Source organism: Pleomorphomonas sp. JP5 (assembly GCF_023721815.1).
Taxonomy (GTDB): Bacteria; Pseudomonadota; Alphaproteobacteria; order Rhizobiales; family Pleomorphomonadaceae; genus Pleomorphomonas.
Map to the genome: position 1 here is coordinate 589,299 of NZ_JAMDLI010000022.1, position 25,151 is coordinate 614,449.

The 25,151-nt window shown below is 62.7% G+C and carries 21 protein-coding genes and 1 tRNA gene; 11 read left to right on the forward strand and 11 right to left on the reverse strand.

Annotation, left to right across the window (positions count from 1 at the left end; all coding sequences use genetic code 11):
* Position 1 precedes the first annotated feature (1 nt).
* On the forward strand, positions 2–1,114 hold the full coding sequence (locus tag M4J40_RS22145; protein ID WP_251756575.1) for an ABC transporter permease: 1,113 nt from the start codon (positions 2–4) through the stop codon (positions 1,112–1,114).
* Between the two features lie 54 nt (positions 1,115–1,168).
* Here the strand turns inward: M4J40_RS22145 and M4J40_RS22150 are convergent, their stop codons facing one another.
* Positions 1,169–3,202, reverse strand: a complete 2,034-nt coding sequence (locus M4J40_RS22150; protein ID WP_251756576.1) for a methyl-accepting chemotaxis protein — start codon at positions 3,200–3,202, stop codon at positions 1,169–1,171.
* A gap of 707 nt (positions 3,203–3,909) precedes the next feature.
* Here M4J40_RS22150 and ugpB point away from each other — a divergent pair.
* From ugpB to M4J40_RS22170, 4 genes are all read left to right on the forward strand, one after another.
* Positions 3,910–5,229 carry a sn-glycerol-3-phosphate ABC transporter substrate-binding protein UgpB gene (gene ugpB / locus M4J40_RS22155; protein ID WP_251756577.1) on the forward strand — a complete coding sequence of 440 codons (1,320 nt, stop codon included), beginning with the start codon at positions 3,910–3,912 and terminating at the stop codon, positions 5,227–5,229.
* Positions 5,230–5,342: 113 nt separating this feature from the next.
* Positions 5,343–6,227: a sn-glycerol-3-phosphate ABC transporter permease UgpA gene (ugpA, locus tag M4J40_RS22160; protein WP_251756578.1), complete on the forward strand. Its 885-nt coding sequence runs from the start codon at positions 5,343–5,345 to the stop codon at positions 6,225–6,227.
* 10 nt (positions 6,228–6,237) lie between these two features.
* Positions 6,238–7,086 (forward strand): sn-glycerol-3-phosphate ABC transporter permease UgpE, encoded by an 849-nt coding sequence (gene ugpE / locus M4J40_RS22165; protein ID WP_251756579.1) that lies wholly within the window; start codon positions 6,238–6,240, stop codon positions 7,084–7,086.
* Between the two features lie 2 nt (positions 7,087–7,088).
* Positions 7,089–8,141: an ABC transporter ATP-binding protein gene (locus M4J40_RS22170; protein ID WP_251756580.1), complete on the forward strand. Its 1,053-nt coding sequence runs from the start codon at positions 7,089–7,091 to the stop codon at positions 8,139–8,141.
* 19 nt (positions 8,142–8,160) lie between these two features.
* On the opposite strand, the gene M4J40_RS22175 is transcribed toward M4J40_RS22170, so the two are convergent.
* The 3 genes from M4J40_RS22175 to M4J40_RS22185 all read right to left on the reverse strand — a co-directional run bounded on the left by M4J40_RS22175 (position 8,161) and on the right by M4J40_RS22185 (position 10,758).
* Positions 8,161–8,853, reverse strand: coding sequence for a cysteine hydrolase family protein (locus M4J40_RS22175; protein WP_251756581.1), 693 nt, complete (start codon positions 8,851–8,853; stop codon positions 8,161–8,163).
* A 156-nt stretch (positions 8,854–9,009) separates the two neighbouring features.
* Positions 9,010–9,909 (reverse strand): proline iminopeptidase-family hydrolase, encoded by a 900-nt coding sequence (locus tag M4J40_RS22180; RefSeq protein WP_251756582.1) that lies wholly within the window; start codon positions 9,907–9,909, stop codon positions 9,010–9,012.
* 66 nt (positions 9,910–9,975) lie between these two features.
* Positions 9,976–10,758, reverse strand: coding sequence for a LuxR family transcriptional regulator (locus M4J40_RS22185; RefSeq protein WP_251756583.1), 783 nt, complete (start codon positions 10,756–10,758; stop codon positions 9,976–9,978).
* 158 nt (positions 10,759–10,916) lie between these two features.
* Here M4J40_RS22185 and M4J40_RS22190 point away from each other — a divergent pair, with 158 nt between their 5' ends.
* The 5 genes from M4J40_RS22190 to M4J40_RS22210 are packed head-to-tail and all read left to right on the forward strand — an operon-like array spanning position 10,917 to position 16,865.
* The gene (locus M4J40_RS22190; protein WP_251756584.1) at positions 10,917–11,807 is read left to right on the forward strand and encodes a proline iminopeptidase-family hydrolase; all 891 of its coding nucleotides are present in this window, start codon (positions 10,917–10,919) and stop codon (positions 11,805–11,807) included.
* A 45-nt stretch (positions 11,808–11,852) separates the two neighbouring features.
* The gene (locus M4J40_RS22195) at positions 11,853–12,791 is read left to right on the forward strand and encodes an ABC transporter permease (RefSeq protein ID WP_251756585.1); all 939 of its coding nucleotides are present in this window, start codon (positions 11,853–11,855) and stop codon (positions 12,789–12,791) included.
* Positions 12,788–13,624, forward strand: a complete 837-nt coding sequence (locus M4J40_RS22200; RefSeq protein ID WP_251756586.1) for an ABC transporter permease — start codon at positions 12,788–12,790, stop codon at positions 13,622–13,624. Before M4J40_RS22195 ends, M4J40_RS22200 begins: the two co-directional genes overlap by 4 nt.
* Complete coding sequence (locus tag M4J40_RS22205; protein ID WP_251756587.1) at positions 13,621–15,333, forward strand: ABC transporter ATP-binding protein; 1,713 nt, start codon at positions 13,621–13,623, stop codon at positions 15,331–15,333. Before M4J40_RS22200 ends, M4J40_RS22205 begins: the two co-directional genes overlap by 4 nt.
* 17 nt (positions 15,334–15,350) lie before the next feature.
* Positions 15,351–16,865 (forward strand): ABC transporter substrate-binding protein, encoded by a 1,515-nt coding sequence (locus tag M4J40_RS22210; protein ID WP_251756588.1) that lies wholly within the window; start codon positions 15,351–15,353, stop codon positions 16,863–16,865.
* A gap of 239 nt (positions 16,866–17,104) precedes the next feature.
* Here the strand turns inward: M4J40_RS22210 and M4J40_RS22215 are convergent, their stop codons facing one another.
* The 5 genes from M4J40_RS22215 to rpsF form a co-directional block, all read right to left on the reverse strand.
* Positions 17,105–18,592: a replicative DNA helicase gene (locus tag M4J40_RS22215; protein WP_251726262.1), complete on the reverse strand. Its 1,488-nt coding sequence runs from the start codon at positions 18,590–18,592 to the stop codon at positions 17,105–17,107.
* Positions 18,593–18,841: 249 nt separating this feature from the next.
* On the reverse strand, positions 18,842–19,405 hold the full coding sequence (gene rplI, locus M4J40_RS22220; RefSeq protein WP_251756589.1) for a 50S ribosomal protein L9: 564 nt from the start codon (positions 19,403–19,405) through the stop codon (positions 18,842–18,844).
* A gap of 57 nt (positions 19,406–19,462) precedes the next feature.
* Positions 19,463–20,404 carry a hypothetical protein gene (locus tag M4J40_RS22225; RefSeq protein ID WP_251756590.1) on the reverse strand — a complete coding sequence of 314 codons (942 nt, stop codon included), beginning with the start codon at positions 20,402–20,404 and terminating at the stop codon, positions 19,463–19,465.
* A gap of 175 nt (positions 20,405–20,579) precedes the next feature.
* Positions 20,580–20,828 (reverse strand): 30S ribosomal protein S18, encoded by a 249-nt coding sequence (gene rpsR / locus M4J40_RS22230; RefSeq protein WP_084632951.1) that lies wholly within the window; start codon positions 20,826–20,828, stop codon positions 20,580–20,582.
* Between the two features lie 2 nt (positions 20,829–20,830).
* Entirely contained in the window at positions 20,831–21,277 is a 447-nt protein-coding gene (rpsF, locus tag M4J40_RS22235; protein WP_251756591.1) for a 30S ribosomal protein S6, read from the reverse strand.
* A gap of 371 nt (positions 21,278–21,648) precedes the next feature.
* On the opposite strand from rpsF, the gene M4J40_RS22240 reads away from it, so the two are divergent.
* On the forward strand, positions 21,649–22,185 hold the full coding sequence (locus M4J40_RS22240; RefSeq protein WP_251756592.1) for an isochorismatase family protein: 537 nt from the start codon (positions 21,649–21,651) through the stop codon (positions 22,183–22,185).
* Between the two features lie 334 nt (positions 22,186–22,519).
* On the opposite strand, the gene M4J40_RS22245 is transcribed toward M4J40_RS22240, so the two are convergent.
* A tRNA-Asp gene (locus M4J40_RS22245) sits at positions 22,520–22,596 on the reverse strand.
* A 328-nt stretch (positions 22,597–22,924) separates the two neighbouring features.
* Positions 22,925–24,940, reverse strand: coding sequence for a lytic transglycosylase domain-containing protein (locus tag M4J40_RS22250; protein WP_251756593.1), 2,016 nt, complete (start codon positions 24,938–24,940; stop codon positions 22,925–22,927).
* Between the last annotated feature and the right edge of the window lie 211 nt (positions 24,941–25,151).

Genomic DNA, 25,151 nt, shown 5'->3' on the forward strand with positions numbered 1-25,151 from the left:
CATGGGACTGACTCGCCTCCTAGCGCTCGTCCGGAAGGAGTTTCTCGCTCTCTTTCGCGATCCGAAGAGCCGGATGATCCTAATCGCGCCTCCGGTCCTGCAGCTGCTGGTGTTCTCCTATGCCGCGACACTGGAGGTTCGGAACGTCGACGTCATGGTGCTCAACCGGGATTCCGGTCATTGGGGGAGCGAGCTCACGAGCCGCATCGAGGCTTCGCCACAGTTTCGTCTCGTCCAGCGGGCGGACAATCCCGCCGAGCTTCGCGAGGCGATCGACCGCGAGCGCGTGATTGCCGCCGTCGAGATCGGCTCCGATTTCTCGCGCAACATCGAGGCTGGTACCACCGCCGATGTCGCCATCATTCTCGACGGACGCCGCTCCAATGCCTCGCAGATCGTTTCCGGCTACATTTCGGCGATCGTAACCGGGCTTGCCGCCGACACGCCCGCCGGTCTGCGGCTTGCACCCGTCCGGGTGGGGACCGTGGCGCGCAACTGGTTCAACCCCAACCTGGATTTCAAGTGGTTCATGGTGCCGGGGCTCGTCGCCTCGATCGCCATGTTGGTCGGCCTCCTGGTGACGGCGCTATCCATCGCTCGAGAACGCGAGCTCGGCACCTTCGATCAGTTGATGGTATCGCCGCTCCGAACGCACGAGATCCTGGTTGGAAAGGTCATCCCGCCGATCCTGATCGGTTTCCTGCACATTACCCTGTTCGTCCTCGCCGCTGTGTGGATCTTCGGCATACCGCTGCGCGGTTCGATCGTCGCCCTCTACGTCGCCGCGTTCTTCTACCTGATCTCTCTGGTCGGCTTCGGTCTGTTCATTTCAGCGCTGGCCGCGACGCAGCAGCAGGCGATCCTCGGCGCCTTTCTGTTCCTGGTTCCGGCCATGCTGCTGTCCGGGTTCGCGACGCCGATTGCCAACATGCCGGAGTGGCTGCAGCTGATCACCTACGCCAATCCGCTCCGCTATTTTCTGGTCATCGTGCGCGGGGTGTTCCTGAAGGATATCCCGATCGCCGAGATCGTCGTCGAGACGGTGCCGATGGCGCTGATCGCCTTCGCGACGCTGCCGGCGGCCGGTTGGCTGTTTCGTCGCCGGTTGGAGTGAACAAAAAAGCGGCGGCCCGAGAGCCGCCGCGAGAAGTCTGTCAGACAGAATTCTTCAGGCGCTACGCACCGAGGACAGGAAGCGGGTGACCTCGTCGCGAAGCGTATCCGACTGGCGGGCGAGATCGTCGGCCGAGGACAGCACCTGCGTCGCCGCGCTGGAAGTCTCGGTCGCCGCCTGGGTGATGCCGACGATGTTCTGGGACACCTGATGGGTACCCGACGAAGCCTGGGCGACGTTGCGCGCGATCTCGTTGGTCGCGGCGCCTTGCTGGTCGACGGCCGCCGCGATCGACGAGGCGATGGCATTGAGCTGCTCGATGATCGAGGTGATGCCGACGATCGCTTCGGCCGAGTTCTGCGTCGAGGACTGGATCTCGCCGATCTGCCGGGAGATCTGCGAGGTGGCCTTCGATGTCTGGTCGGCGAGCTGCTTCACTTCGGCGGCAACCACTGCGAAGCCCTTGCCCGCCTCGCCAGCGCGCGCAGCCTCGATGGTGGCATTCAGCGCCAGGAGATTGGTCTGACTGGCGATGTTGTCGATGAGATTGACCACTTCGCCGATGCGATTGGCGCTTTCGGCCAGTTCCCGAACCCGGTTGGCGGTGTCCTGAGCATCGCTGGCCGCGCGGGAGGCGACACGGGTGCTTTCATCGGCCTGCCGCTTGATCTCGCCGATGGAAGAGGCGAGCTCCTCGGCGGAGGCGGCCACCGTCTCCACATTGGTGGATGCCTCTTCGGCCGCGCTCGCAACGGTGATCGACTGACCGGATACCTCTTCGGTCGCCGAGGTCATGGAACGCGCTGCGAGCTGCAGCTGGGAGGAGGCGCTGACCACGGACTGGACGACACCACCCACGGCCATCTCGAAGGCGTCGGCGAGTTGGCTCATCTCCCCGCGACGGCGTTCCTCGGTCGCCGCCTTGGCATGATCCTGCTCGATGCGCAGTCGTTCGTTCTCGGCCAGCCCTTCCTTGAAGACGTTCAGCGTCGCGGCCATGGTGCCGACTTCGTCCGTCCGGCCGAGCCCGGGGATGGTCACGTCCAACTCGCCGGCGGACAGGCGCTGCATGGCGCGAGTGATCGACACGATCGGCCGGGAGATACCACGACCGAGGAGAACGGCGAAGACGAGGCCAATAACGAGACCTCCGGCCGAAATTCCCCACAACATCGTCTCGGACGAAGCGAGCATCTGTTCCGACTTCGCCTGCAGGGCGGCTTGGCTCTTGTTGGCAACGCCCATGAAGGCGTTCAGCGTGTCGATGATGCTGCCGACCTTGTCGCTGAGGGCCGCGACGTCCTTGATGTTCTGGAGGCTTGATGCCTGGATGACGGTGAAGTCCGATTCAAACTGCTGCGCCTTGCCCAGCAGTTCGGCAAATGTCGAACGCAACTCCTTGGGGCCCGACTTGGCCGAGGAGTCGATCCAGCTATCGGCGGTGGTCAACGTGTCGAGCGCCGCCTGAACGGATTCCTCGTCAAGGTTGGCGAGGGCGACGTTCGCCTGATTTTGCACCAGAAGCACAAGTCGCAGGATCTCGTTCACGGTGTCGCGCGTCGAGGCGTCGCTGGTTGCCAGCGCGATGGCTGCAACATCTTCAAGGCCTTTCTGCACGGCGGCGATGGCCGGCTCCATGGACTGGGCGCGCATAGTCGCCAGCTTGGCCTTCTCCGAGCCGATGCGGGCAAGTTCCGTCGCGTAGGATTCGAACTCGAGGCTCAGTTCCTGCAGGGTGTCGCGCTGCCCGAAATCGGAAACCTTGGCGATGCCGTCAGCGATGGCGGTCCGCAGAATCTCGGCTTGCTTTTCGGTGGCCTGGGCCGTCCCGGGAAGCGAGGTGTAGATGAGCTCTCGGCTGAGGCGACGATACTCGAGGAACTTCGCCTGGATGTCGTTGGCGATGCTGACTTCGACGTTGCGGGTGGCTAGGTCCGTCACCACGCTGTTCGACTGGGAAAAGGTCCTGAGTGAAACGCCGGCTACGACAACCATTAGCGCTAGCGCTACCAGGAAGCCGGAAACGATCTTTCCGGATATGCCGAGCCGCAAGGCCTTCACCTTGAGTTTGCCAACAGTCCAGCGCATCTCTCTCTCCCCAAAGCAATCGCTCAGCCAATTTTCTTGCCTGAACCGCGCGTTCAAAATGTGTAGGCACATTTCAGGATACTCGAGGTTAAGTTGCCGTTTATTCGAATGCCGAACTTCACGCGGCTGGGGGCAGGGCTGAACAAATGTCGAGATACTTATCGTTGTGCGGTTTTATGTCTTAAGATGAACCGATACAAGTGTGTGTGGTTGTGCTTTTTGGCTTACGTATATCTTATGTTGTTCTGTCTATTCTGTCGCTAACACTTGACGGTTCTGTCGTTGATTGTAAATAATCCTTACTCTCTTAAGATAGATGAGGCGCGTCTGTCTCCACGCGCGCCCATGTTGCCTTGCTGTTGGCGAGTTGGATATTGAGTGGTCGACCCTCTGATCGGACCGTTGGGTGGATTTTCTTTGCCAGGGGCGGGAAGGGGAGCGACCTCTGGTGCAAATAGGCAAAAATACGCATAGACGAAAGATTCAGCCCTTGAGGCGCCTCGTCGTGACCGCTAGTCGGGGCTGAGCCGGAACAACCTGCTGGCCTTCATCTTTTCCAGATCCCGGTCGCGGTTCGCGTGGCGGAAGAGAGATGTGTCCCCCCGCGCCCGCGGGCGTCATCGAACCGTCATGCAGCGGCAATGCCTCTGTCACAAGCCGCTCCTACTGCTTGCCGTCACCGACAACCTCGAGAGTAGGAAGACGCCATGCTGACGCGGTCCCTCATCGCCGGACTTGCCCTGACCTTCTTGTCCGGATCCTCCTTTGCCGCCACCGAAATCACCTGGTGGCACGCCATGGGTGGCGAGCTCGGCAAGAAGCTCGACGAGATCGTCGCCAAGTACAACGCCTCGCAGGACGAGTACAAGGTAACCGCCGTCTACAAGGGGTCCTATCCCGAGACGATGACGGCTGCCATCGCCGCCTTCCGCGCCAAGCAGCAGCCCGACATCGTGCAGGTGTTCGAGGTTGGTACCGGTACGATGATGGCCGCCAAGGGCGCCATCTATCCCGTTTATCAGCTGATGAAGGACACCGGAGCCACGTTCGATCCGAAGGCCTTCCTGTCCGCCGTGGTGGGTTACTACACCGATGCCGACGGTAACATGCTGTCGATGCCTTTCAACTCGTCGACCCCGATCCTCTATTACAACAAGGATGTCTTCAAGAAGGCCGGCCTCGACCCCGAGCAGCCGCCGAAGACGTGGGAAGACGTCGAGTCCTACTCCAAGAAGATCATGTCGTCGGGCGCTGCCAAGTGCGGCTTCACCACGGGCTGGATCTCGTGGGTACAGCTTGAGAACTTCTCGGCTTGGCACAACAAGCCGATCGGCACCCTCCAGAACGGCATCGGCGGCATGGATGCCGAGTTGACCGTCAACGGCGACCTGCAGGTCCGTCACTGGACCAATCTCAAGAAGTGGCAGGACGAAGGGCTGTTCCAGTATGGCGGTCCGGCCGGAGGCAACGACGCTCCCCCGAAGTTCTACAGCCAGGAATGCGCCATTTACATGAACTCGTCGGCCTCGCGCGCCGGCGTGATCGCCAACTCCAAGGACTTCGAGGTCGGCTTCGGCATGCTGCCGTACTATTCCGACGTTCAGGGCGCTCCGCAGAACTCGATCATCGGTGGCGCCACCCTCTGGGTTCTCAAAGGGCATGACGAAGCCGAGTACAAGGGTGTCGCCGACTTCTTCAGCTTCCTGTCGTCGCCGGAAGTGCAGGCCGACTGGCACCAGTACTCGGGTTACCTGCCGATCACCGAGGCGGCCTACAAGCTCGGCCAGGAGCAAGGCTACTACGCCAAGAACCCTGGCTCGGACGTTGCCATCAAGCAGATCACGCTCAACCCGCCGACCGACAACTCCAAGGGCTTGCGCTTCGGCAATTACGTGCAGATCCGCGACGTGATCGACGAGGAGTTCCAGAATCTGCTCGCCGGCCAGAAGAGCCCCAAGGACGCGCTCGACTCGGTTGTGACGCGCGGCAACAAGCTGATCGCAGACTTCCGCGCCGCGAACGGCTGATCCTCGGCTTCAATGTGACATCCGGCGCCGGCGGGCCTCCCGTCCGGCGCCGGCCTTCTTGCGGGTATTGGCAAAAGCACGCCGCGCCCGCGTTTCTCGATCCGGTTTCCTTCATGCAGACCAAGCGCACCGTCTTCGGCAACCGCCTGCTGCCTTATGCGTTCCTCTTTCCGCAGCTCGCCGTGACCGTCATTTTCTTCCTGTGGCCGGCAGGTCAGGCCGTCATCCAGTCGTTTCAGCGTGAGGACGCCTTCGGCCTGTCGACGACATGGGTCGGTCTGGCCAACTACGCCGACCTCCTTCACGACCCGACCTACCTCAACTCACTGAAGGTGACCGCCATTTTCGCGCCGGCCGTCACGCTGTTGTCGGTCGGTCTTGGCCTTGTCTTCGCCGTCTGTCTCGACCGCCTCGTTCGGGGCAGTCGCATCTACGCGGCGCTCCTGGTCTGGCCCTATGCCGTGGCTCCGGCCGTCGCCGGCATCATGTGGTGGTTTCTGTTCAACCCCAGTATCGGCCTCTTGCCCTATCTCCTCGCCGCGGTCGGCTATCGCTGGGACCACTCCCTTCAGCCGACGGATGCGATGATCCTGGTCGTGATCGCCGCGAGCTGGAAGCAGGTTTCCTACAACTTCCTGTTCTTCATGGCCGGCCTGCAGGCGATTCCGAAGTCGATGATCGAGGCGGCGGCCATCGACGGCGCCGGCCCCGTGAAACGCTTCTTCACCATCGTCTTCCCGCTGCTGTCGCCCACCACCTTCTTCCTCGCCGTCATCAACCTCGTCTACGCGATGTTCGACACCTTCCCGGTGATCCACGCCACCACGGGGGGCAACCCGGCCCAGTCGACCAACATCCTTGTCTACAAGGTGTTCGTCGACGGCTTCATCGGCCTCAACCTCGGCTCGTCGGCCGCACAGTCCGTGGTGCTGATGGCCATCGTCGTGACGCTCACGGTGATCCAGTTCAAGTGGGTCGAGCGCAAGGTAAACTATTGAGGAGTCGGCCATGATCGACCGCCATCCGTGGCTCGACGCGCTCGCCCATGCCGTGCTGATTGCTGGCGTGCTGCTCGTCGCGTTCCCAGTCTATGTCGCAGTCATCGCCTCGACGCATGGTCCCAACGACTTCATGTCGGGGCTGGTTCCCCTGCTGCCCGGCAGCGATACGATTGCGAACTACCGTTCGATGCTGACCGATGGTCTGTCCAGCTCCGGCGCACCGCCGCTCGGTGGCATGCTGTGGAACTCGCTGGTCATGGCGCTCTGCGTTGCCTTCGGCAAGATCGCCATCTCGATCCTGTCGGCTTACGCCATCGTCTACTTCCGCTTTCCCTTCCGCGCAGTTGCCTTCTGGATGATCTTCGTGACGCTGATGCTGCCGGTCGAGGTGCGCATCGTTCCGACCTTCAAGGTGGTGGCCGACCTCGGCCTGCTCGACAGCTACGCCGGCCTGACCGTCCCTCTGATCGCCTCGGCGACGGCTACCTTCCTGTTCCGGCAGTTCTTCCTGACGGTGCCGGAAGAGCTGATGGAGGCGGCGCGCATCGACGGGGCGGGGCCGCTCAAGTTCTTCCGCGATATCCTGCTTCCGCTCAGCCGCACCAACATCGCCGCGCTGTTCGTCATTCTCTTCATCTACGGCTGGAACCAGTACCTCTGGCCGATGATGGTCACCACCAAATCCAGCCACTACACCATCGTCATGGGCATCAAGCGCATGTCGGACGTCGCCGACGCGCTGCCGCAGTGGAATGTCGTCATGACAACGGTGGTGCTGGCATTGTTACCGCCGGTGATCGTGGTGGTCGGCATGCAGCGCCTGTTCGTCAAAGGCCTTATCGAAACGGAGAAGTAAGAATGTCCGCCATTGAGATCACCGGCGTAAGCAAGGTTTATGCTGGCGGCGTTCGAGCCGTTTCGGATGTGAGCCTGTCGATCGCCGAAGGCGAGTTCATCGTGCTTGTCGGTCCGTCCGGCTGCGGCAAGTCGACGCTGCTCAGGATGCTCGCCGGCCTGGAAACGATCACCTCGGGGACCGTCTCCATCGGCAGCAGGGTGGTTAATGAAATCGACCCGGCGGCGCGCAACATCGCCATGGTGTTCCAGAATTATGCGCTCTATCCGCACATGAGCGTCTACGACAATCTCGCCTATGGCCTAAGAAATCGTGGGGTTCCCAAGGCCGATATCGATGCCCGTGTGGCCGAAGCAGCGCGCATGCTGGAGATTGAGCCCTACCTCACGCGCAAGCCGAAGCAGCTTTCCGGTGGTCAGCGCCAGCGCGTCGCCATGGGACGGGCCATCGTCCGCAAGCCCGATGCCTTTCTGTTCGACGAACCGCTTTCCAATCTCGATGCCAAGCTTCGCGTGTCCATGCGCGGCGAGATCCGCCAGTTGCAGCGGCGCTTGGGGGTAACGTCCGTCTATGTGACGCACGACCAGCTTGAGGCGATGACGCTGGCCGATCGCATCGTCGTATTGAACGGCGGACGCATCGAACAGGTTGGCCGACCGCTCGACGTCTATCACAACCCCGCCTCGACCTTCGTGGCGAGCTTCATCGGCTCACCGGCGATGAACCTCGCCGAGGCCGAGGTGATGGGGGGCTCGGTGGCGATTGGCGGGCAGGTGGTCGCGAACGGGATCTCCGGCGTCAAGGATGGCAAACTGATCGTCGGTCTTCGCGCCGAAGACATTCAGCCAGCGGCGCCCGGTACCGGGGTGCCCTTTGCCGTGCGCTATATCGAGGAACTGGGAGCCCTGCGGCTGGTTCACGGGTCCGTTGAAGGCCGCCACCTCACCATGGCACTGTCGCCGGATCTGCCGCTCGCCGACGAGATGAAGGTTGCGGTAGCCGCCGACAGACTTCACTTCTTCGAGGACGACAGCGGCCGTCGGATGACGAGGTAACGAGAAAAGGCGGTCGCCGTCAGCCTGGCAGATAGGCGATCGCCTCGTCGGTGCTCATGACCGAGCAGTAGATCATGTTCATGATCTCGAGCTCATGGTCGTGCAGGTCCATTGTGCCCGCCGCGCAGGCGTCCTCGGCCACGATGACGTCGAAGCTCTCGTCGGCGAGGCTGCGTACCGTCGAGGCGACGCATTGGTCTGTAAAGATGCCGCAACAGACCACATGAGTGACGCCGAGGTTCGAGAGTACCAGTCGAAGATTGGTTCCCGTGAGCGCACTGTCGGAGGTCTTGGTCACGACGATTTCGTCGCCTTGAGGCGAGATGGTCGGCACGATCTGCGACGCGAGCCCGTCCTTGGGCAGCAAGATGTTGTTCCAGCCCGGCTTCTTCTGGCTCAACGAACGGTCGCGCCCATCCTCGCGCAGCGCTGCTATACGGGCATAGAGCACATCGAGCCCACGGCCGCGAAAGGCCTCTAACAGCTTCCGGATCGCCGGGATCACGGTACCATGCATGCGTTCGTGGAACGGCGTCCAGGCGCGATAGCGGGTGAGATCCTCTCCGAACAGCGTCGCAGGATCTGGGCGGTCAAGGTAGACATTCTGCACGTCGATGACGAGGAGTGCCACCTTGCCGGCGACGAGCACAGGGTCCTCGGGTTCGGGGGCGCCGTCATAGTAGAAGGAACGGCGGGCGGTCTTCCAGGTCATGGTCGCTCCTCAGCATGCTGACGTCTTGTCGGCAAAAGAGCGCCGACGCCTCATGGGGACCGCCCTCGCTTCCGTCGCGGCGATGTGGAAGGCGAGGGCGGCGCAGCCCTCCGGGGTGGCTGGCTCCACATTTGCGGAGGGCGAGTACGCTGGCTGTCAGTCCTCCACGGCCTTCAGGAAGTCCGACACGGTCGCGAGGCATTTCGCCTCTTCTTCGACATGCGGCATGTGGCTCGAATGCTCGAACAGCACCCAGCGGATACCCGGGACCTTTTCGACAAAGGGGCGCACGACTTCGGGCGTCGCCTCGTCGTATTTTCCGGAGATCACCAGAGACGGCACATTGATGAGTGGAAGTCGATCCTCGATGGTCCAGTCCTTCATCGTGCCGATGACGTGGAACTCGGTGGGGCCGTTCATGTTGATGTAGACGGTGTTGTCGAGGTCCATCAGCTCGAAGGTACGGCTCACCTCCTTCGGCCAGGGATCGAGGCGGCAGACATGACGGCTGTAGAACACCCTCGACGCGGCAATGTAGTCCGGATGGGTGATGGTGCCGTCCGTTTCGTGCTTCAGAAGCGTCGCCTGAACCTCGGGCGGAAGTTCCTCGCGCAGACGATTGGCTTCGCTCACCCAGGTGTGCATGTTGGCCGGCGAGTTGGCGATGATCAGCGCCTTGAGGCCTTTCGGCCGGCGCACGGCATGTTCGGCACCGAGCATGCCGCCCCAGGACTGGCCGAGATAGGCGTAGCGGTCGGCGATGCCGAGATGGGAGAGCAGGGCTTCCAACTGATCGAGAAACAGCTGGACCGTCCAGAAGTCCTTTCCCTTGTCGGGCAGGTGGGTCGAGTTGCCGGAACCAAGCTGGTCGTAGTGAATGACGGCGCGACCGTCCAAGTCGGCGATGCGCTTGAAGCTGTCGACATAGTCGTGCGTGCAGCCCGGACCGCCGTGGGCGATGATCAGGGGCAACCTGGGAGACGACAGCGAACCACTGACACGGTACCAGGTTTCGTAAGCGCCAAAGGGCGCAAATCCTTCCACGACTTCAACCACCGTTCACTCTCCGCTGCATATGTGTTGAGCAAAAACATAGTGCGACGAAAAGCTAAGCAGCAGCTATCAGAAGTTATAGGTCCGGGGTTCGTCCAGCAGACGGTAGTGGATGGCGCGCACGACGGCCTGGGTGCGGTTGCGGGCGCCAAGCTTGCGGATCGCCGAGTTGAGATGCATCACGACTGTCGGCACCGAGCGGTCGATGATGCGTGAGATTTCCTTGGCGGAGAGTCCCTCGGCGGAGTGGCGCAAGCATTCGCGCTCGCGATCGGTCAGCCGTGGCATGGCGCCGACGCGGGCCGGCGCATCGAAGGCCGAATAGGCCGTTTCGTGGAAGAGATGGGCGAGCAACCCGAAATCGGCGATAGCGCCCTCCGCCGTGCGCTGGAAGTCGCTGCCGGCTCCGAAGCGAACACCAGTGACGGTCGCATAATCTCCTCGCGGCAGATGCACGGGGACCGTGACGCCGGACGTCAGGCCCCTATCCCTCAGGTAGCTCTCGACTGGGCGACTGTCGTCGCAGAGATAGCGGCGGATCGCCGTGTCGGCGGTACGATCGTAGTCCCAGAAGAAGGGAGTCGATGTCCGGAGAGCGAGCTGCTGCACCGGATCGAACCGGAAATAGCCGCGACCGCACCAGTACTCGTGCATGTCCTCTGGTATGTTTCTGAGCTTCAGAAGCGAGGGGATGTTCATGCTGCCGTCGACGTCGTAGGGCACCGGCGTGTAGTCATAGATGAGCGCGTCGAAACCGAAGCCCTTCACTATGTCAAAGGCTTGGTCGATACACCCTTCCAGATCTTCGTTGGTGGCAAGCCGCTCTCTGATGGCGGCCATGTCGACAGACATCTATAGCTACTCCGGAGTGAAACGCCTACCGGATGGCGGCTCAGGCTCATCCATCGGCCCAACCCTATCACTTCTAATAGCTGGTGTTGAGCGTCAATTCATCCAAAATTTGATCACGCTCAAATCCTGGGCTTTGAAACGGATTGAGGAGGTCGCGCATGTGGCGGGAAATCGCCCCCGATGCCATGCACGTGGTGAAGGTCGATGGCCATGACGTCGTGGCCTACGAGTTCGGCGCGGGCGACGATGTGGTCTTTCTCGCCAACGGCGGTCCGGGACTGCCTTGCGATTATCTGCGCGAAGCCCACTCTTGTCTGGTCGATCATGGCTATCGCGTCGTCGCCTTCGACCAGCTCGGCACCGGTGCGTCCGATCGCCCCACCGACCCCAGCCTCTGGACGATCGGCCGCTATGTCGAGGAAACGGAGACGGTGCGGCGGACCCTCGGCCTCGGCAAGGTTCACTTCCTGGGACATTCCTGGGGCGGATGGCTCGCCATCGACTATGCGCTGACCTATCCGGATGCGATCAAGACGCTGATCCTTGAGGACACAGTCGCCGACATGCCGCACCTCGTCACCGAGCTCGAACGCCTGCGCGGCGCGCTTGGCTCCGAGACCGTGGCAATGATGCAGGCGCACGAGGCAGCCGGGACCATCGATCACCCGGAGTATCTCGCGGCGATCACGCTGCTCAACTATCGCCACGTTTGCCGCCTGAAGGAATGGCCGGCGCCGGTCAATCGATCGCTTTCGGATTGGAACATGGGGCCCTACGGTACCATGCAGGGGCCGAACGAGTTTCTTTACACCGGCAATCTCAAGGACTGGAACCGCGTTCCGGACCTCCATAGGATTACCGTGCCCACGCTGATCACCTGCGGCGAGCATGACGAGCTGACGCCGGCCTGCGCGTTGCGCATGAAGCTGCACTTGCCGGATGCCGAGCTCAAGGTGTTCGCCAATGCGAGCCACATGCCATTTTACGAGAACCCGGGGGATTACTACCCTGCGCTTCTTGCCTTCCTGGGGAAACACAGCCAGCGATGACGTTCGCCCTATCCATGACAATCGTTGCCAAGCCCGGGAGCCACGATGCACCGGTATAAGTTCGTCCTCTACCGTCCCCTGCAGTTCCTGCCGGTGCTGCTGGGCATCAGCATAATCACCTTCGTTCTTGTGCGCCTCATTCCCGGCGATCCGGCGCGCGTGTTGCTGGGAACCAAGTCGACGCCGGCTGCCATCGCGGCCATTCGCGCCCAATACGGCCTCGACCAGCCGATATGGCTGCAATACCTCTACTTTCTCCAGAACCTCGCCCACGGCGAGATGGGAAAATCGATTCTCTACAAGATCGATGTGCTGAGGCTGATCACCACCCGCATCGAACCGACGCTGGCGCTGGTGCTCTGTTCGGTACTGCTGTCTCTCGTGATTGCCGTACCGCTTGCCTCGCTGGCCGCCCGGTCGAACGGCGGCCCCGCCGACCACGCGGTGCGCTTCATCTCGACCTTCGGCATCGGTTTCCCGCCGTTCTGGCTGGCGCTGATGCTGATCATCTTCTTTTCCGTGCGGCTCGACCTGTTCCCTGTGTCCGGTTATGGCGAGAACCTTGCCGACAAGCTCTACCATCTGATCCTGCCGTCGCTGACCATCGCCCTGTCGCTGTCGACGGTGCTGATCCGCTCGCTCCGGACGGCGATGATCGCCGAACTGAAGGGCGATCTCGCCACGGCGGCGCGGGCGCGCGGCATGCCGGAAAGCGTCGTCTTCTGGCGGCACGTGATGCCCAACTCGCTGGTGCCGACCGTCAACCTGCTGGCTGTCAACATCGGCTGGCTGATCGGCGGCACGGTGGTGGTTGAAAGCGTCTTCGCGTTGCCGGGCATGGGGCAGTTGCTCGTCCGGGCCATTTTCTCGCGGGACTACATGGTGGTCCAGGGCGTCGCCATGGTGTTCGCCTGCGCGACCGTGCTGGTGAATTTCATCGCCGACATCGTCACCGTGGCCATCGATCCGAGGGTGAAGCAATGAGCGCCGCGCTTGTTCCTGCCTGGAAGGCGGTTCGCCGGCGGCCGACGTTGCTCGCCGGCCTGATCCTTCTCTCGCTGTTCGTCGTCATCGCGTTGCTCGCGCCGCTGATCGCGCCGTTTGACCCGATCCTCCAGAACGGCGACCTTCGCCTTCAGCCGCCGTCCTGGGGGCACCCCTTCGGGACCGACAACTTTGGACGCGACATTTTCTCGCGCGTCATCTGGGGCGCGCGCGTCGACTTGCAGATCGCGGTGATCGGGGTGCTCTTTCCCTTCCTGATCGGCACGACGGTTGGCACCATCGCCGGCTATCTCGGCGGCAAGGTCGACATTGCCTTCATGCGTTTCATCGACATCATTCTCGCCTTTCCCTTCCTGGTGCTGATGCTGTCCATCATCGCCATTCTCGGTCCGGGACTTAAGAGCTTCTATATCGCCATGGCGTTGGTCGGCTGGGTTTCCTACGCACGGCTGATCCGGGCGCAGATGCTGGTGCTGAAGACCGTGGACTACGCAACGGCGGCGCTCAGCCTCGGCTTCTCCGGACCACGCATCATGTTCCGTCATCTGCTGCCCAACGCCATTGCGGGATCGGTGGTGTTTTCGATGTCCGACTGCGTGCTGGTGCTGCTGTCAGGCGCGGCCATCAGCTACCTCGGTCTCGGCGTGCAGCCGCCGATCGCCGAGTGGGGCGTGATGGTGGCGGAAGGGCAGAGCTTCATCACCACGGCCTGGTGGATCACGCTGTTCCCCGGCCTGTCCATCGTGACTCTGGCTTTCGGGTTTTCGCTGACTGGCGATGGCCTTGGCGATCTTCTGGGAGTGCGCGAATGAGCGAGGCACTGCTCTCCGTCCGCGACCTCAGCGTCGTCTTCTCTGGTGAGGACGGCCCGCGCACGCTGATCGACAACCTGTCATTCGATCTCGGCAAGGGCGAAATCCTGGGCCTTGTCGGCGAAAGCGGTTCGGGCAAGAGCCTGACCTGCCGGTCTCTGGTCCGGCTGATGCCGTCGCCCAAGCTGAAGATCACCGCGGGCACAGTGACGCTGGATGGGCGCGACATCACGCAAGTGTCCGAGGCCGAGATCCGTTCGGTGCGTGGTCGCGACATCGGCATGATCTTCCAGAACCCGACCAGCCATCTCGATCCGTTGATGCGGATCGGCGACCAGATCGCCGAGGGCATCCGCGTCCATCGCGGCGTCGATGGCAAGGAGGCGAGGGCAGTAGCGCTGGATATTCTGGCGCAAGTCGGCTTTCCGCATCCGAGCCGGCAATACAACGGCTATCCGCACGAGTTTTCGGGCGGCATGCGTCAGAGGGCGATGATTGGTGTCGCGCTCTCCTGCGATCCCCGCATCCTGATCGCCGACGAGCCGACGACGGCGCTCGACGTCACCATTCAGGCGCAGATCCTGAGACTCCTGATGGATTTGAGGGAGACTCGCGGTCTGTCGGTGATCATGATCACCCACGACCTTGGCATCGTCGCCCAGACCTGTGACCGCATCGCCGTGCTCCGGCACGGGCGATTGCTGGAGATTGGCGACAAGCGCGATGTTCTTGGCCAGCCACAGCATCCCTACACGCAGAACCTGATCGCCTCTCATCCTTCGATGCCGGCGCGACAGGGGACGGCCGTCGCTCCGAACGACAACGCCGCCTCGAAGGCGCGACCGCTGATTGAGATCGATGACCTTCACGTTCGCTTTCCGGTGACCGGTCGGGCCTTGTTCTCCGGTGGGCCGCGTGAATTCTCGGCCGTGAAGGGTGTCAGCTTGCAGGTGATGCCCGGCGAGACCGTCGGAATCGTCGGCGAGAGTGGTTCCGGCAAATCGACTCTGGCACGTGCTCTGCTTGGCCTGACACCGATTTCCGAGGGACACGTTGCCTTCGACGGCGCCGACATCGTCACCGAGCGGACCAAGGCGCTGAGGAAGCTTCGTCGCGAGACGGCGATGGTGTTCCAGGACCCCTACAACGCGCTCAATCCGCGCCTCACCATCGGCGCCATGCTGGCCGAAGTGCTCGCCGTGCAGGAGAGCGTGCCGAAGGAGAAGATTCCCGAGCGTATCGGCGAGCTTCTCGATCTCGTTGGCCTCGAACGCGAGTTTGCAGACCGAAAGCCGCTGTCCATGAGCGGCGGCCAGTGCCAGCGGGCCGGCATCGCTCGCGCGCTGGCGGTCAATCCCAAGCTGATTGTCGCCGACGAATGTGTCGCCGCCCTCGATGTGACCATTCAGGCGCAGATCGTCGACCTCTTCCGCGATCTCAAGAAGCGTCTCAACCTGACGCTGCTCTTCATCGCCCACGACCTCGCCATCGTTCGCAGCCTCTGCGAGCGGGTGGTGGTGATGTACCACGGCGAGATCGTGGAGGAGGGGGCAACCGACAAGGTGTTCGCCGCGCCGCGAGAGGCCTACACGCGGGCGCTGATCGACGCCATTCCGGACATCGATCCGGACAAGCCGCTTCTGTCTCCGAAAGGTGGGGAAGAGTTTGACGAAGAAACGCCTGGGCTCGTCACGGGCGAAGCAACATAACCAGAAGGGAACTCGACATGACCGCAAAGTGGACCAAACTCACTGTGGCGACCGTTCTCGCCACCCTTGTTTTCGGGGCATCGATCGCCGAGGCTGCCGGCGTGCTGACCATCGGCCGCCGCGAGGACGGCACGACCTTCGATCCCATCAAGACCGCCCAGAATGTTGACAACTGGGTGTTCTCCAACGTGTTCGACGTGCTGGTGCGCGTCGACAAGACCGGCACCAAGCTGATCCCCGGCCTTGCCGAAAGCTGGACCGTATCCGACGACGGCCTGACCTATACCTTCAAGCTTCGCGACGCCAAGTTCTCCAACGGCGATCCGGTGACCGCCGAGGATGCCGCCTTCTCCATCCTGCGCATCCGCGACAATCCCGGTTCGCTCTGGGCCGATAGCTACAAGATCGTCGATACCGCGACCGCTGCCGATCCGAAGACGCTGGTCATCAAGCTGACCGGCCCGTCGGCGCCTTTCCTCGCCTCGCTCGCGTTGCCCAACGTTTCGGTGCTCCCCAAGAAGGTCGTCGAGGACATGGGCGAGGACGCGTTCGGCGAGGCCCCGATCGGCTCTGGCGCCTTTGCCGTCAAGGAATGGCGGCGCGGCGATCGCGTCATCCTGGTCAAGAACCCGGACTACTGGGACGCCGCCAATGTCAGCCTCGATGGTGTCGAGTGGATCTCCATTCCCGACGACAACACGCGCATGCTGAAGGTGCAGGCCGGTGAGATCGACACCGCCATCTTCGTGCCGTTCTCCCGTATCGCCGAGCTTCAGAAGGATCCCAACCTCAAGATCCACCTGGACACCTCGACGCGCGAAGATCACCTGTTGATCAACCACGAACATGGCGCTCTCGCCAAGAAGGAAGTCCGTCAGGCCTTGGACATGGCGATCGACAAGAAGGCGATCGTCGATGCCGTGACCTTTGGTCTCGGCGAGGTCGCCTACTCCTACATTCCGAAGGGCGCCCTCTACCATTACGCGGACAACCTCCAGCGCCCGTATGATCCGGAGAAGGCCAAGGCCATGCTGGCCGACGCCGGCGCAGCCGATCTCAAGCTCAATTACGTCGTCAACGCAGGTGACGAAGTCGACGAACAGATCGCCGTTCTTCTCCAGCAGCAGCTTGCCAAGGCCGGTGTCACGGTGGACCTGCAGAAGGTCGATCCGAGCCAGAGCTGGGACATGCTGATCGCTGGCGACTACGATATCTCGGTCATGTACTGGACCAACGACGTGCTGGACCCGGACCAGAAGACGACCTTCGTGCTCGGTCACGACAGCAACATGAACTACATGACCCGCTACAACAATCCGACGGTCAAGGAACTGGTTGGTGCCGCGCGCGTCGAGATGGATCCCAAGAAGCGCGAGCAGATGTATATCGACCTCCAGAAGATGGCCAAGGACGACGTCAACTGGATCGATCTCTACTATAGCCCCTACCGCAACGTGTCGCGGGCGAACATCGAGAACTTCGATCAGAACCCGCTTGGCCGCTTCTTCCTGGAAGATACCAAGAAGAACTGAACGGTCTTGTGAGCCGCCTCCCCAGGCGCTCGGTAGAAAAGGTTCGCCCCGGCACATTGCGCGCCGGGGCGATCGCGTATGAGACTATCGACCCATGACTTGACAGCCATCGCGTTTGAAACGCGCGACCTGAGGTCGGCGACCGTCCCGCCACGAGAAGGGGCGTGGCAATGGGGTTGAACACGAAAGGCCCCGGAGCATCGAGCTGCCGGGGCCTTTGTCTTTTCAGTGGTCGACCGTCACTCGAAGCGTTCGGGCAGGTAATCGTCCTTGGCAAGATCGGAGAAGCGGGTGACCGAAGCGTCGAAGGCGAGCTGCACGGTGCCCGTGGGGCCGTGGCGCTGCTTGCCGATGATCACCTCGGCCTTGCCGGTGACGCGGTCCATCTCGGCCTGCCACTTGAAGAAATCCTCGGTGCCTTCCTTCGGCATGCGCGACTGCATGTAGTATTCGTCGCGGTAGATGAACATCACAACGTCGGCGTCCTGCTCGATCGAGCCGGATTCACGCAAGTCCGAGAGCTGCGGCCGCTTGTCATCGCGGCTTTCGACCTGACGCGACAGCTGTGACAGGGCGATGATCGGCACCGCCAGTTCCTTGGCCAGCGCCTTGAGGCCAGTGGTGATCTCGGTGATCTCCTGCACGCGGCCGCCTTGCGCGGACCGCGCCGAACCCGAGAGCAGCTGCAGGTAGTCGACGATGACGACGTCCAGGCCGCGCTGGCGCTTCAGACGACGGGCGCGGGCGGCCAACTGGGCAATGGAGATGCCGCCGGTATGGTCGATGTAGAGCGGCAGCGTCTGCATGCGCTGGGCGACGGCGGCCAGTTTCGCGAACTGATTCTCGTCGATGTTGCCTCGGCGGATGTCGGACGAAGACACTTCCGATTGCTCGGCGAGAATACGCGTCGCGAGCTGCTCGGACGACATTTCGAGACTGAAGAAGCCGACGATGCCGCCGTTCACCGTCTTCAGGGAACCATCCGGCTGTTCGGCGGCCTCGTAGGCGTTGGCGACGTTGAAGGCGATGTTGGTGACGAGCGAGGTTTTGCCCATGGCGGGGCGAGCGGCGAGGATAATCAAGTCGGACCGCTGCAAGCCGCCCATCGTCCGGTCGAGATCGGCAAGGCCGGTGGCGATGCCCGACAGATGACCGTCGCGCTGGTAGGCGGCGGCGGCCATGTCGATGGCTTCGCGCAAGGCGTCGGAAAAGGTGTGGAAGCCGCCTTCATAGCGGCCGCTCTCGGCGATGCCGAACAACCTGCGCTCGGCATCCTCGATCTGGGCGCGGGGCGGCATGTCGATCGGCGCATCGTAGGCGATGTTGACCATGTCCTCGCCGATGCGGATCAGGTCGCGGCGGACGGCAAGGTCGTGGATGATGCGGCCGTAATCCTCGGCGTTGATGATGGTGGTCGCCTCGGAGGCAAGCCGCAACAGATACTGCGTCACCGGCATCTCGGCGATCTGATAGTCGGCCGGATAGAAGGTCTTTAGCGTGATGGGCGAAGCGACCTTGCCGCCCCGGATGAGCTGGCCGATCTTCTCGTAGATCGCCTTGTGCTGCTCGATGAAGAAATGCGGCGGCTCAAGGAAGTCGGAGACGCGGAAGAACGTCTCGTTGTTCATCAGCATGGCGCCGAGCAACTGCCGTTCCGCCTCGACGTTATGTGGCGCACTACGTGCGAGCGCGGTTGCCTGATCTTCGACGCGGCGGATGGTGGACATGGGGCGGACGGGTTCCTGCTGGCAAACGAGGGAACGACAGTATCAAGCCGAAGTGCTGACAGGGGGCGGCAGTGGCGACTGACCCCGATATTCACAAACGAGTCGGATTTCTCCGAAGGAGATCATTGACTCTCGCCTTCGAACGAGTCCGTCGAGTGGGAACCGGCTTGTGCTTGTTTTGACAAGAAAAACCCCGGGACTCGGTGTCCCGGGGTCGATCTCAGACGAAGGTATCGAACCGTAGCCGGCTCAGAGCTCTTCGCGGTCCATGCCTTCGTCGTCGAGCACCGAACCGACTTCGCGCACGAAGGTGTCCTCACGGGCGCCGGCGGTCACGTCTTCGCCCTTGGCCTGGCGCTGGGCCTCGTCCTCGGAGCGAGCGATGTTGAGGGTGATGGTGGCGCGAACGTCGGCATGCAGCACGATCTCGACGTTGTGGACGCCGAGGTTCTTGATCGGCGCGTTGATGTCCACCTGCGAACGGGTGATGGTCTCGCCGGCAGCGGCCAGAATGTCGACGATGTCGCGGGCAGCGACGGATCCGTAGAGCTGACCGGTCTCGGCAGCCTGACGAACCACGACGAAGGAACGCTGGTCGAGACCGATCTTGATCTGCTCGGCCGACGACTTGCGCTCGGCATTGCGGGCCTCGAGGGCAGCGCGCTCACGATCGAAGCGGGCCTGATTCTCCTTGGTGGCGCGCAGCGCCTTGCCCTGCGGCAGCAGGTAGTTGCGGGCGAAGCCGTCGCGGACCTTGACCGTCTCGCCGAGGGTGCCGTGCTTGCCGATGCGCTCGAGAAGGATGACCTTCATTTTCTATACTCCGTTCTGTCTGTTGTGGCGTCGCCGCCGTTTCGGGGATCGAGGCCGTCAGGCACCCGGTCGTTGGTTGAGCCGCTTGGCCCTGAGGCCGAGCGGACCGTCTAGAATGCCGGCAATGACCAGCGGAATGAGAGGAATGGAAAGGACGAATGTGGCGCCATATGTGACGCCCAGGATGAGCGGGGCGGCCGGGTTTCCGCGCAGGAAAACGTGGAGGACGGCGAAGCCGACCATCGCAAAGCCCATGCCCGCAGACCCCGCGATCACACCGGCGATAAGACCGATCGAGCCATCGAGGCTGGCGAGAAGAGCGGCGCCCACGAACAAGCCCACCATCCACAATGGCAGGGACAGCGTTTCGGCAATGGAATCGTTGCCGCGCTTGAGACGTCCCGACAAACGCACGACGCGACCGCCCAGCCAGAGATTGAACGCCGTCAGCACCAGCCAGAACATGCCGAGCGCAAAGGGCATCAGGCGCATGTAGACGAGCAGGGCGGGCAAGAGATCTTCGCGGGTGGGAGCGCCGGGTTCGCCGGAGGCCTGGGCCATGGCCACGAGCATGTCGGCAACGTCGGAGGCGGTCGCGTGGATGTCAAAGCCGACCACCATGCCGACGCCAACGATGGTCGCAGCGGTTATCAGCACCATGACGGTGAAGACGCGCCCGAGCGGGTACCACTCGAAGCTTCGCCCCTCCGGATCAAGCGGCCGGCCAAGACCGACAAGATAGCCATAGAAGGCCATGGGGCCGGCGATCACCAGTGCGTGCAGCAGGGCCGCCTTCCAGGACACGAAAACCCAGAGACCGATCAAACCCGCCAGCACGGCGATGATGCCAGCAAGCGTGCCCCAGCCGATTGTGACGATGGCGACAGGAAGCGCGGACATGAAGAACAGCGGCGTGCCAAGGGCACCGCCACTTGTAACGGCCGCGAAAAGCAGAGCGGAGGCGGCACCTGCGGCGATGCCGAGAAGAAGTCCGTTCACTTTGGTCTCGCTGTCCCGCGCGATCGCCGATGAAACGATCGATGCTGTGATCGACGGCCGATGCCGCCGGGCGGTTAGGGGTGCCGAGCCGGATGGCCGCATCCCAACTTTGCAGGAACGGCGCCGCGACATTTCGCGACGCCGGAAGGTTCAACGCGCCATCAGGCGCCCGTCATCACTTGATGATGAACGGCAGCAGGCCGAGGATGCGGGCGCGCTTGATCGCCTGGGCGAGCTCGCGCTGCTTCTTGGCCGACACCGCTGTGATGCGGGAGGGAACGATCTTGCCGCGCTCGGAAATGTAACGCTGCAGCAGACGCACGTCCTTGTAGTCGATCTTCGGCGCGTTGGCACCGGAGAACGGGCAGGTCTTCCGGCGACGGAAGAACGGACGGCGAGCGGCGGGGAGGGAGGTGATTTCCATGATTATTCCATATCCCCAGCTTCGGCTTCACGACGGGGAGCACGGTCGCGGCGCGGGCCACGATCGCCACCGCGGAATCCACCACGATCGCCACGACCACCGGGGCCGCCATCGCGCTCGTCACGGTCGCGCTTCTGGAGCATGGCCGACGGGCCTTCTTCCAGTTCGTCGACGCGAATGGTCATCGTGCGGAGGATGTCCTCGCTGAGGCTCTCCTGACGCTCCATCTCGGCGACGGCCGCGTGCGGCGCATCGAGATTGAACAGGACGTAGTGAGCCTTGCGGTTCTTCTTGACGCGGTAGGCGAGGGCGCGCAGGCCCCAGTTCTCCACCTTCTTAACCGCGCCGCCATTGCTTTCAATGACGGCCTTGTACTGGTCAGCGATCGCTTCCACCTGCTGGGCGGAAACGTCCTGGCGGACCAGGAACACGTGCTCGTAGAGCGCCATGTCGGTACAGCCTTTCTCGGTTCATTGACCACCCGGCGCCAAGCCTCTGCGAACCCTCCGAAAGGCTCCACAGATACGAGATCGAGAGCGGAGACACGGGAAGACGATCCTTTGTTTCGGGATCCAGAGACCTTGTCTTGCGACGCGGTCACCTTCCGTTCAGCCCCCAGCCGGGTATCGTCCATCTTGAACGATCGCGGGCTCATTACAGGAATCGCGTGGGTGCGGCAAGCAAAATCGGCTTGCGCCACGCCCACAAGCTCCACTGCCGGCGATTGTTGCACGGCACAGGGATTTGCCCGGATGGTCAAGGCGGTCCGGCCATGGTTGGCTGGAGGTCCCTGGAAGGATGGAGCGGCGAGGAGGCCGATATGGACGTGATGCTCGTCGTCGACATGCAGGCTGGTCTCAGAGAAGGATCGCCCAAATACGACCTTCTTGGCGTCGTCGGCCGCATCAACGCCCTAGGCGTTGCCATCCGCAAGCGGGGCGGGCGACTGGTGTTCATCCAGCACACCGGCGAAGAGGGCGACAGCTTCGAACCGGGCACTCCCGGTTGGCGGTTCCTCCCCGAGCTGCGGCGCGCGCCCGACGATCTCGTGGTTCCCAAGACGCTCAACGATCCGTTCCACGACAGTCCGCTTTCGGAGATCCTCGGCAATCTTGGCGCGGAGCGTCTGTTCGTGACCGGCTGGGCAACCGATTTCTGCGTCGATGCCACCGTGCGGCGGGCTGTTACGCTCGGTCGATCGGTGATCCCGGTTGCCGATGCGCACACGGTCTCCGATCGACCGCATCTGAACGCCCGCGCCGTCATCGAGCATCACAACTGGGTTTGGAGTGGCCTGATCGCCCCCGGCGGCATCGAGGTATTGCCAACGCATGCCATCCTGAATGGCGGCGGCTGAGTACAGGCGCGCGAATCCATCGGAAGCCTCGGGACACGACCTCTTCGTACGCGTAGCCTCTTGCCCTGTAATGCCACCTTGCCTTCATCGACGGCCTTCTTGGCGGTGAGATGGGCATTGGAGCCTCTCGCAGCTCTCCTCAAGCGACCTGGCGGCATTGCTGGGGACAAGGCGGCATCAGACTGGAGCGTTGGGGATGAAAACGAGCGTCCGCTTGAGGGCGTCGGACTCGACGCGTGAGCACGGCGGATGCTTCGGGGCTTCATTCGACGTTGAAGCAATAAATGAAAGACATCGCGTTAGGCGATGATTCCATTTGTTTTCTTGGAAGAAGTGGCGGGAGTGACGGGGCTCGAACCCGCGACCTCCGGCGTGACAGGCCGGCACTCTAACCAACTGAGCTACACCCCCGCTGGGTCGTATCGAACCGCTCGCTGTCTTGTCGGCAGCGCCGCGTTCCGTGTTGGTGAGCGGTGAATTAGGGGATGCCTCCGGGGAAGTCAAGCGGCCTTTTTCGACTTTTTGTCGAGGCGGTGCGCCTCGCTTGCAAAAAAGGCGGAATCCTCCTGAATCTCCTCAGAAATTTCCTTCCGCAGGTCGACTGGGGACAAGCCGCTTCGGTGCGCCTCAGCCCATGGCTCGAGACTTTGCCGGCGAATCTGGACTGCGCCGAGACGCACTTCACCGAGCCTCGATTTGGAGCTGGCGCACCGAGCTTGCTCTGCCTTGGCCGCGTGGTTCAGCTGCCGCGTCGGAGATCTTCGGCTATGGCGAGACGGGCGCCATCGAGGCGCTCGCGATAGACCTGGATGTTCTCCAGCACGCGCTGCACGTAGTTGCGAGTCTCCCCGTAGGGAATGCTCTCGATCCAGTCGACGGGATCGACACCCGGGTTGCGCGGATCGCCAAAGCGCTGAACCCATTCCCGGACGCGGCTCTTGCCGGCATTGTAGGCGGCGAATGTTAGGATGTAGGAGCCGCCGAACTCATCCAGCAACTCCCGTAGATGGGCCGCGCCCAGCGTGGCGTTGTAGCCAGGATCGCTAGTGAGGCGATCCTTGGAGTATTTGACGCCGATTGCCTTGGCCGTATGGGCGGCCGTCGATGGAATCAGCTGCAGAAGGCCGAGTGCGCCGGCTCTCGATCGGGCACGAGGGTCGAAGGCGCTTTCCTGGCGGGCGATGCCATAGACCATCGCCGTTTCCACCTGCGTCTGGTGGCGGGCGCTTTCGGGTATGGCATCGAGCGGGAAGGCAAGGCGCTCCGCCCCAAGCCCCCGGTCGGCGGCGAGCTTGCCGATCTGAAGGGCAAGGCGATGATCGCCCTGGCTCTCGGCAAAGCTGGTGAGCAGCGCCACCTGGCCGCCGGTGGATAGGGTCTTGGCCAGTTCAAGATAGAGCAGGTTGGCATCGCTCTGACGACCTGCCCTGAGCAACTGCACCAGAACGCGGGCAAGATCGGTTCGCGCGAAAGCGGCGCGATCGGATTCCGTCGGCTTTGGCGCGGGCGGCAGGCCAAGGCTTCGCAGGCCGAGCTTCACGCGCGCCAGCTGGCCATAGAACGTGAACTCGTCGGCCGCCGCGCGACCATAGCGGGCGCGCGCATTCTCGGTACGGCCGGCAGCTTCTTCGGCGCGTGCAATCCAGTAGTTGGCTCGGGCGCGGGAGATCGGCTTCTGCGACACCTTTTCCAGTTGATCGAAGTGCCTCAGTGCCGATTGAGGGTCCTTCAGGAAGCGCAGGGCGTACCAGCCCGCGTGAAAATAGGCTTCCTGGCGCGTTGTCTCGCTGCCGCCGGCGTGATTGGCCACGACCTTGTAGGCAAGGCGATGGCTGTTCTTTTCCACGAGATCGCGGGAAACGATGCGCCGCTCTACCCACCAGTCATCGCCATGGAGCGCGGTGGCCTTGGCATCGACCGACAAAAGGACCTTGGCCGCCTGCTCCGGTCGGTCGCCGCGGCGGTGCCACTCGGCCAACGTGAAGGCATAGAGCGGGTCCTTGCGGGCCGCCTTCGGTACCGCGTCGAGTTTGCGGCCGGCGTCGGAGCTCCCGCGCAAAACGGCAGTCCTGGCGGCGGCGAGGGCGGCATACCCGTTCGGCAGATAGGGCGACAGCGCCGCTGCCTGCGTGACGCGATCGGCATACATCAGCATGTCGTAGCGCGCCTTGTGCTGGGCGCGCGTCAGCACCCTGCCGAACTCCGCGATCGTCGCCTTGTCTTCGGCCGGGGACAAGCGTTCCCGCGACCACCAGGCGCCCAGCAAGGCCGACGCATCCGAGTTGCGTCCGGCGGCGATCAGGGCACGGGCGAGCGACTTCGTTCCCTTGTCCGAGATAGGCGCCGATCCCGCATAGGCGGCGATCTCGTCTGCCGGGGAAAGGTTCATGTCCGACAGCGCCTGCTCGGCACGGCGGCGCATCAGTTCCACGGATGGCCAGTCGGGCCGACGACGAGCGAAGTCCGTGATCGTTCCCGGCGTAAGGCCGTCGACCCCCCGGCGGATAGCCATCCACGTAACGATGTCGCGATCGAGCTCGGATAGTCGCGCGGCCATTGAGAGAGCCCCGGACAAGTTCTTGGAGTCGAGTGCGTCCAGAGCCGAACGCAGGCCGTCGATGTTGTTTTGCGACAGGTTCGGCAGGGCGCCCGTGATGTCGGCGGAAGGACCGGCGGCAAGGGCCGGCGACGGCTCCGACAGCATGGCCGGCAGGGCGATCAGCAGAGCGGCAACGAGCGAAGGCGTCTTGTACATGGCAACCCTCATCAAGTGAAAATTAACTTCAACATGTCGCCACTTTGTTGAGGAAACCTTGACGCCGCCGACGGGGAGGGGTGAAGCCGGTTTTGTGACACGGCTTTGTGGCATTTTTTCACAAAGGCGGGCGGACCAGTTGTTCTTCGCCAAACCTCGCCTTATTGTCCGCCGGCTGCGGACCGGGGTGCACTTTCGTACTCTGCCCAGT